Annotated in this window: 8 protein-coding genes; 4 read left to right on the top strand and 4 right to left on the bottom strand. The window is 67.7% G+C overall.

All coding sequences use genetic code 11. The annotated features are described in order from the left end of the window. The first annotated feature begins 580 nt into the window (after positions 1-580). A complete protein-coding gene (locus RF647_RS18845) occupies positions 581-934 on the top strand; it encodes a hypothetical protein (protein WP_368813068.1) in 354 nt (117 codons plus the stop codon). 60 nt (positions 935-994) lie between these two features. Here the strand turns inward: RF647_RS18845 and RF647_RS18850 are convergent, their stop codons facing one another. The 3 genes from RF647_RS18850 to RF647_RS18860 form a co-directional block, all read right to left on the bottom strand. Next, positions 995-1,195 (bottom strand): hypothetical protein, encoded by a 201-nt coding sequence (locus tag RF647_RS18850; protein WP_368813069.1) that lies wholly within the window; start codon positions 1,193-1,195, stop codon positions 995-997. A 161-nt stretch (positions 1,196-1,356) separates the two neighbouring features. Continuing rightward, complete coding sequence (locus RF647_RS18855) at positions 1,357-2,295, bottom strand: AI-2E family transporter (RefSeq protein WP_368813070.1); 939 nt, start codon at positions 2,293-2,295, stop codon at positions 1,357-1,359. Then, positions 2,238-2,552, bottom strand: a complete 315-nt coding sequence (locus RF647_RS18860) for a hypothetical protein (protein WP_368813071.1) — start codon at positions 2,550-2,552, stop codon at positions 2,238-2,240. Before RF647_RS18860 ends, RF647_RS18855 begins: the two co-directional genes overlap by 58 nt. 526 nt (positions 2,553-3,078) lie before the next feature. Here RF647_RS18860 and RF647_RS18865 point away from each other — a divergent pair. From RF647_RS18865 to RF647_RS18875, 3 genes are all read left to right on the top strand, one after another. Next, positions 3,079-4,116 carry a helix-turn-helix domain-containing protein gene (locus RF647_RS18865; RefSeq protein ID WP_368813072.1) on the top strand — a complete coding sequence of 346 codons (1,038 nt, stop codon included), beginning with the start codon at positions 3,079-3,081 and terminating at the stop codon, positions 4,114-4,116. A 427-nt stretch (positions 4,117-4,543) separates the two neighbouring features. Further along, on the top strand, positions 4,544-5,128 hold the full coding sequence (locus tag RF647_RS18870) for a CGNR zinc finger domain-containing protein (protein ID WP_368813073.1): 585 nt from the start codon (positions 4,544-4,546) through the stop codon (positions 5,126-5,128). 246 nt (positions 5,129-5,374) lie between these two features. Beyond that, the gene (locus RF647_RS18875; RefSeq protein WP_368813074.1) at positions 5,375-5,647 is read left to right on the top strand and encodes a hypothetical protein; all 273 of its coding nucleotides are present in this window, start codon (positions 5,375-5,377) and stop codon (positions 5,645-5,647) included. Between the two features lie 148 nt (positions 5,648-5,795). Here RF647_RS18875 and RF647_RS18880 read toward each other — a convergent pair. Further along, the coding region (locus tag RF647_RS18880) for a hypothetical protein (protein ID WP_368813075.1) at positions 5,796-6,206 on the bottom strand (411 nt) is incomplete at its 5' end.

Genomic DNA, 6,206 nt, shown 5'->3' on the forward strand with positions numbered 1-6,206 from the left:
GATTCCCGGGGCGCTGAGCTACCGGCGCGCCCAGGACCTGCCCTGGGCAACGGTGACCAGGCGGACCAGCCACGTCAGTGACAGTGGTGCTCCAGTGCCGCACACGCGGTGTCAGGTGAGCGATGAACACTCCGGCGCCTTGCACCGGTGGAACATCGCTCCGCGCCCCGTCGGTGGATCTCGTGAGCGTATGGACTCGCCCTCGGCCTCCCGGTGAGTTTTGGTCGGAGCCGATGATCTCCCTAGTCGGGCTTTGGCCCATGAGGCTAAGCACACAGAGGTGATGGGGATTGCACCTGTGTGGCTGCCCCGGAGGCGCCGTTGCCCGATGTCCGGGAAGTCCTCCATGGTGGCGCACGTTCAGGGACGGGTACCGGGAGCCTGTCTTCACCGTGCCCTGTGCTGGCAGGAGAACCCACCGGCTGGTGGTCCTCCTCCGCTCCCCCATCGTGAAGGAGGCCTTCCCCGCTTCATCGGAAGAGTAGACGGCCGCACGCCTGGCCTGCCTGAGGCAACCCTTCTAACCTGGGAGCAGGTCCATCAGCCGGCCACGCTCCTCTCGAGGCTCAGGAGCCCTGTGGTGGAACTTCAGCTTTTCGTTTTCGTCGAGGTCACCCTGGACGAAAAGCAAGCGCGTCTGGTGATCAGAGGGCACCTCACCGAAACGAACCAGCACCTGTTGTACTCGTTGATCCACCGCGCTCGGACCCCCGCCTCCCGGACCCAGGTCATCATCGATCTCACCACGCTCCCACACTTCGAGCCCGCAGCCTTGGACCTGCTGCGCTGGGAAATGGAGCTGAACCAGCCGGAACACCTCACCCAGCCGGTACGTTTCGCCCTGCTCAACCCACCACGGCCAGCAACCCATCCTCCACCCCCGAGGACGAGACGTAACCGACAGTGCGCCACGCACGCCTGGGAATCCCGGTAGGAGGTGTCAGGGCACCCGCGGTAGCGAGCGACACGCACCGGGATGAGCTTTCCAGGCCGATCACGGCAGACGGTCTGTGCCGAGCTGGTTGAACATGCTCGGGTCGCGATGGTCGAAGAACAGGCTAATCCCCGTGTCTCGCCCGGCAATACGGATCATCTCCTCGTCGGTGAGGGCGACGTCGCAGACCGCGAAGTCCTCGGCCATCCGGTCGGACGCACGGACCTGAGGATGACGACGGCCCGCCGCTGGATCAGACACAGCAGCACCTGTGCCATGGACTACCTCTTCCTCAAACCGCCGGACTCGGACACCCATGACAAGGGTCCGCTCGTGCACGAGCGGACCCTTGTGCTGTCTGTGCTCACGGGAATCGGGGGCCTGCGGCCATGAGCACTGCCCGAGGTATAACGATGGGCCGCTCACCCGTGGGCAGAAGTACGGCGAGCACTGTCCTGCTGGCCGCCCTTGGCCTGTTTGTCCTCGCGCTTGGTCTTGGCGGCTTGTCGTTCCTTGGCTCGGGTCCGGCGGAAGCGCTCCAGTTGGGCCATGACCTGATCACGGGTGAACCGGTCGTGGTAGGCGTGCTTTTTGATCTCCCACGGGTAGTAGTAGGGCTCCCAGGCGATCTCGTCGTCGACAGTCCACTGCCGGGCCACCAGGTAGCGCACCACCGTGTTGGCCAAGGCCATCACCGGGACCGCGAACAGGGCCCCGGGGATGCCGTAGAGGATGGATCCGGTGGCCACGGCCAGGAACACCGCCAACGGGTACAGGGAGACGGCTTTGCCCATGATCAGCGGCTGCAGGATGTTGGATTCCAACTGCTGGATCAGCAGCACCACCACCAACATCCCTACCGCGGTGGTGAGTCCGTTGGCCACCAGCGCCACCAGCACCGCCACCGCCCCCACGATCGGGATGAAAGACCCCAAAAGCACAAGGATGCCAATCGGCAGCGCCAGGGGCACCCCGAGCAGGGCCGCCCCTCCCCCGATGCCCACGGCGTCGATGAACGCCACGAAACCCTGGACCCGGGCGTATTGCACCAGCGAGGTCCACCCGTGCCGGCCCGCGCCATTGATGGCTCGACGGATGTTGACCGGGAAGAGACGGACCAGGAACAGCCAGATCCGTTCCCCGTCCATCAGGAAGAACAGCAGGGTGAACACCATGATCACCAGGCCGGTCAGCACGTTGCCGGCCGTGGCGCCGAAGGACATCGCCCCGTCCAAAATGGCCTGGCTGTTGTCCTGGACGGTGGTGCCGAAGTCGTTGATCCAGTCGTTGACGGTGCTCGCGCTCAGCTGCAGCGGCCCGTCCTCGAGCCAGTCGAGCAGCTGCCGGGTGCCCGCAACCACTTCACCAGCGGGAAGAGCAACCCGGCCAGCAACCCCGCGATGAGCACCGGGATGATGACCATCGTGATCCGCGAGAGCAGATAGCCGACCAGCCCTACGGCCGCCAGGATCATGATCAGCCGCCACGACCACGCAGCGGCGACCCGCACCGGCGCGGCGACGCCGCCGGCGGCATTGCCGTGGACCGGTGGTAGCTCGTCGTTGCGCCCAGCATCGAGTCGACGCTGGGCGCCGTGCGATGGCGGGGCCGTGGTCACATCCTGGCACGCCCACCGATCACCGGTGCGAGGCAGATCAACGCCTCGCCCCCCGCACCGTGATCGGCTGACCGGCCCCCAACGGACCGACAGACCCTCCCGCAGCGCTTTCGGCGTGCCGTGTGGAGATCGGGCCTTACAGTATTGCCCTAGGCCCTGCCCTGACCCGTGTGGTGGTGCCAGCACTGCCCTAGCAACAGAACCGATCGCCTGGCGCTCAAGCAGCCGGTCGCCGGGTGATCGGTTCTCCTTGGTTAGCACAGCAGGCGCGATAGGAGCAGATCGCCGGCAATCGACGGTTCACTTGACGCGTTACGGGCTACTCGCCCCCTTCGGGCCCAGTGGATTATGCCGAGATCAAGAATTGGGGTGCGCGGTGTCTGATGTGGATCACGATCTGCCGTGGACGGGGTTGCCGCCCGCACTCACTCCACTGCTAGCGGGACATGTACCCGCCTTCACGGAAGGGTTGTTGGCGGCGGTGCACCGGGACGTCGCGGTGTACGCCTCCTCCCTGGAGGGTCCATTGCGGGGTGAGATTCAGCACGGGGTGGAGTCCGCCCTGACCCGTTTCCTGGACCTGGCCGGCACCGCACAACCGGCCCTACGTGACGAGGATTGGCTCGTCTACGAGCTGCTCGGTCGGGCCGAGGTCCACCAGGGCCGGCCCATGGACGCCTTGTTCGCCGCCTACCGCTCCGCGGCCCGCACCACCTTGCGCTCGATGTCGCGGGTGGCCATGGAAGTCGGGGCCGAGGCCTCGGTGCTGATCGTGTTGGCGGAGTCGGTGTTCGCCTACATCGAGGAGCTCTCCGCCGCCAGCGCCCAGGGCTACGCCGTCGAACAGTCCGAGCGGGCCGGTGAGCAGGACCGTTTGCTGGACAGGGTGGCGGAGATGCTGATCCGCGGCCACGCCGAGGAGGACGCCGTGCGCGCGAGCGTGCTCGCGGCCGGCTGGACTCTGCCCGAGCGGTTGGTGGTGGTCATCCTGCCCACGGACCGGCGCACGGGGCTGAAATCCCGTCTGGGCGCCCGGGCGCTTCTCACTTCCCGCCCCGGTGATGTCATCGCGGTCGTGCCCGAGCCCTCCTCCCCGACAGCGCGCCAAGAGCTGGGGCGCGCCCTGGCCGGACGCAACGCGGTGGTGGGCCCAGGACGCCCCTGGCAGTCGGCGCCGGATTCCCTGCGCCTGGCCGTGCTGGCCCGAGACCTGCTGCAAACCGACCCCGACGACGAGGGGCCGCTGTGGGTCACCGAGCACCTCACCCAGCTGCTCCTGCTCAGTGACCGCACCATGGTCGAGGACCTCGCCGCCCTGCGGCTGGCCCCGCTGGAACAGCTGCGCCCCGCCCAACAGGAACGCCTGGGCGCGACGCTGTTGTCCTGGCTCAAGCACCACGGGCACCGCGCTGCGATGGCCACCGAGCTGGCTGTCCACGAGCAGACGGTCGGCTACCGGGTCAACCAGCTGCGCGAGGTGTTCGGGGAGGCGCTCAACGACCCGCAGACCCGCTTCGAGCTCGAGCTGGTCCTGCGCGCCCGACCCCACCAGACCCCGTCCTGAGCAACGATCACTGCGGTGCCATTGGTGGCCGTAACCACCAGTCCTGCGAAGCGCCCACCCTCTGGTGAGGTCACAGAATCGGATAGTGCAGTTGGCTTGATGGAAGAAGCCCTACTGCAGCACGATCCGCATCGCACATGGTCGCTTCAGCTTCAGAGCTGACACCATCTCGATGACTTCGCCTGGCGGGCCAGCCCCTAACTGGCCTTATGTAACGTCAAATCCCATGTGGCCTCGACTGTCGGGCACGGATTGATCCAGCGATCAGGGCCCTGTGCGGGAGCGCGATGGGGGCCGTCCTGGGGGCCCTGCATGGTGCCCGAGGGCGTGCAGCTGGGCAGGCAGTGCAGGTCATTTTCGTGCTTGGACATTCCAGCAGGTCGAGTCCACCTATCCCGGCCCTCACGGGGTCATCTACGGTGACCCCATGGCGCGAGGTCGAAAACCCCAGTTCTCGTGGGGTCCCGGATTGCCTTTTCGTTCCGGGGCGATCTGTCTTGACTTCGGTTACACCGGTGGCTTCGACACCGAGCTGCCGGGCGGGGAACGGTTGCGGGGGCCCGAGGACCTGACCCAGTGGTTGCATCAACACATCTCACCTGCCGTGGCTGCCGCCGCGGAGCAGGACTTGGCGCACGCCCTGCATTTGCGGGGTTGCATCGTCGACGTCGCCCGCGCGCTGGCCCGTGGTCACGAGCTCCCCGAGGATGCGCTGGTCCGCATTGATGCCCTCACCGCGCGCTCCGGCGTCCCTGGACGGATTGATGCGCCGGCAGCTGTGGTGCCCGCGTGGCCGGTGGAGTGCGCGCTGGCCACGATCGCGGAAAACGCGGCCGCCACTTTTTCTGCGGGATTTATCCGAGTCCGGGTCTGCGCCGCGCCGGACTGTGACCTCATCTTCTACGACGGTTCAGCCGGCGGAGCACGTCGATGGTGCTCAATGCGTCACTGCGGTAACCGGGCCAAGGTGCGCGCTCACCGGGCACGCAAAGCGACCAGCCCCCCGACCTAAGCCAGGGTGCCACCCCACCCCAGGAACTGGAACCATCGTGGGCCCGCCATCTTCTCCCCCCGGGCGGGCCCACCTCCGAGCACCGGCGGGAGCGGCCCGTCGGTACGACGTCACCGCCCCCGTCTGGGAATGCCGGAAGAGGTTCAGGAGCTGAAATCATCGAAGACCTCCAGGCGGGCACCTTCGAGGAACTCTTGACCCGCCACGATTTCCTGAGCACACCGGCCCCCATGAGAAGAGAACCTGATGAGCTGCGCACCGGATGCCCCCAACCCCACGGACCCCGCCGACGACGACACAGGCGAGGAGACCACACAAGACCATGACGCCGCCGGCGAAGCCCAGGGCGGGCTGGTCGGTGCCGGGGCCGCCCGCAACTTCAACGACGCCGTCGACCGGCGCCTGGCCCGCCGGGCGCCCGAGGACTCCTCCCCCGGCAACAGCGCAGCAGAGGGCGGGGGCCGGCCCGTGCTGGAGGAAGAAGAGGACAGCCCGGTGCGAGTCGACAACCCGGAGTAAGCACCACGCGCACGGCCACCGCCGAGGTCCTCTGCCCGTTGTTGGGCCGGGGTCCTCGGCGGCGCCCGTGTCCGTCACTGCCCGACTCGCCCCGGGTCCTTTGAACGACATGCGGTGTGGGGAGCCCGGTGCGAGGACGCGGACGGTTCTAGATACCCCCGCCCGGCAGACGGCCGCCGCCGCTCGGCGGCACTTCACCTTGGGCATCCGGGTCCTCCCCCGGTGCTGGGCCGACCGCGTCGTAGGCGGTGGGAGGTTCCGTGGGCGTCACCGGCGTGGCGGTGCCCTCGGTCCGGGGTGTCTGAATCGGCGTCATGAGTTCCTCGGTCACCGCCTCATCGGTGAGCGGGGCCTCGACGGGGGTGCCTTCCTCGGAAGTGCCCGACTCGATGTCCGTGTCGGTGTCCTCCTCCGCATCCTCTTCTGAGTCCTTGTTCTTCGCGGCCGCGGCGGCAACCCCGGCGGCAGTAGCGGCGGCGGCGACGCCGGCGGCGACCGCCTTGCCCGACACCCCGGCCTTGCCGTCGTCACCGCGGGAGGCCGCGGCGTGCTCCACGCC

Origin of the sequence: Kocuria sp. CPCC 205263, from assembly GCF_040981075.1 — a bacterium.
Lineage (GTDB): Bacteria > Actinomycetota > Actinomycetes > Actinomycetales > Micrococcaceae > Kocuria > Kocuria rosea.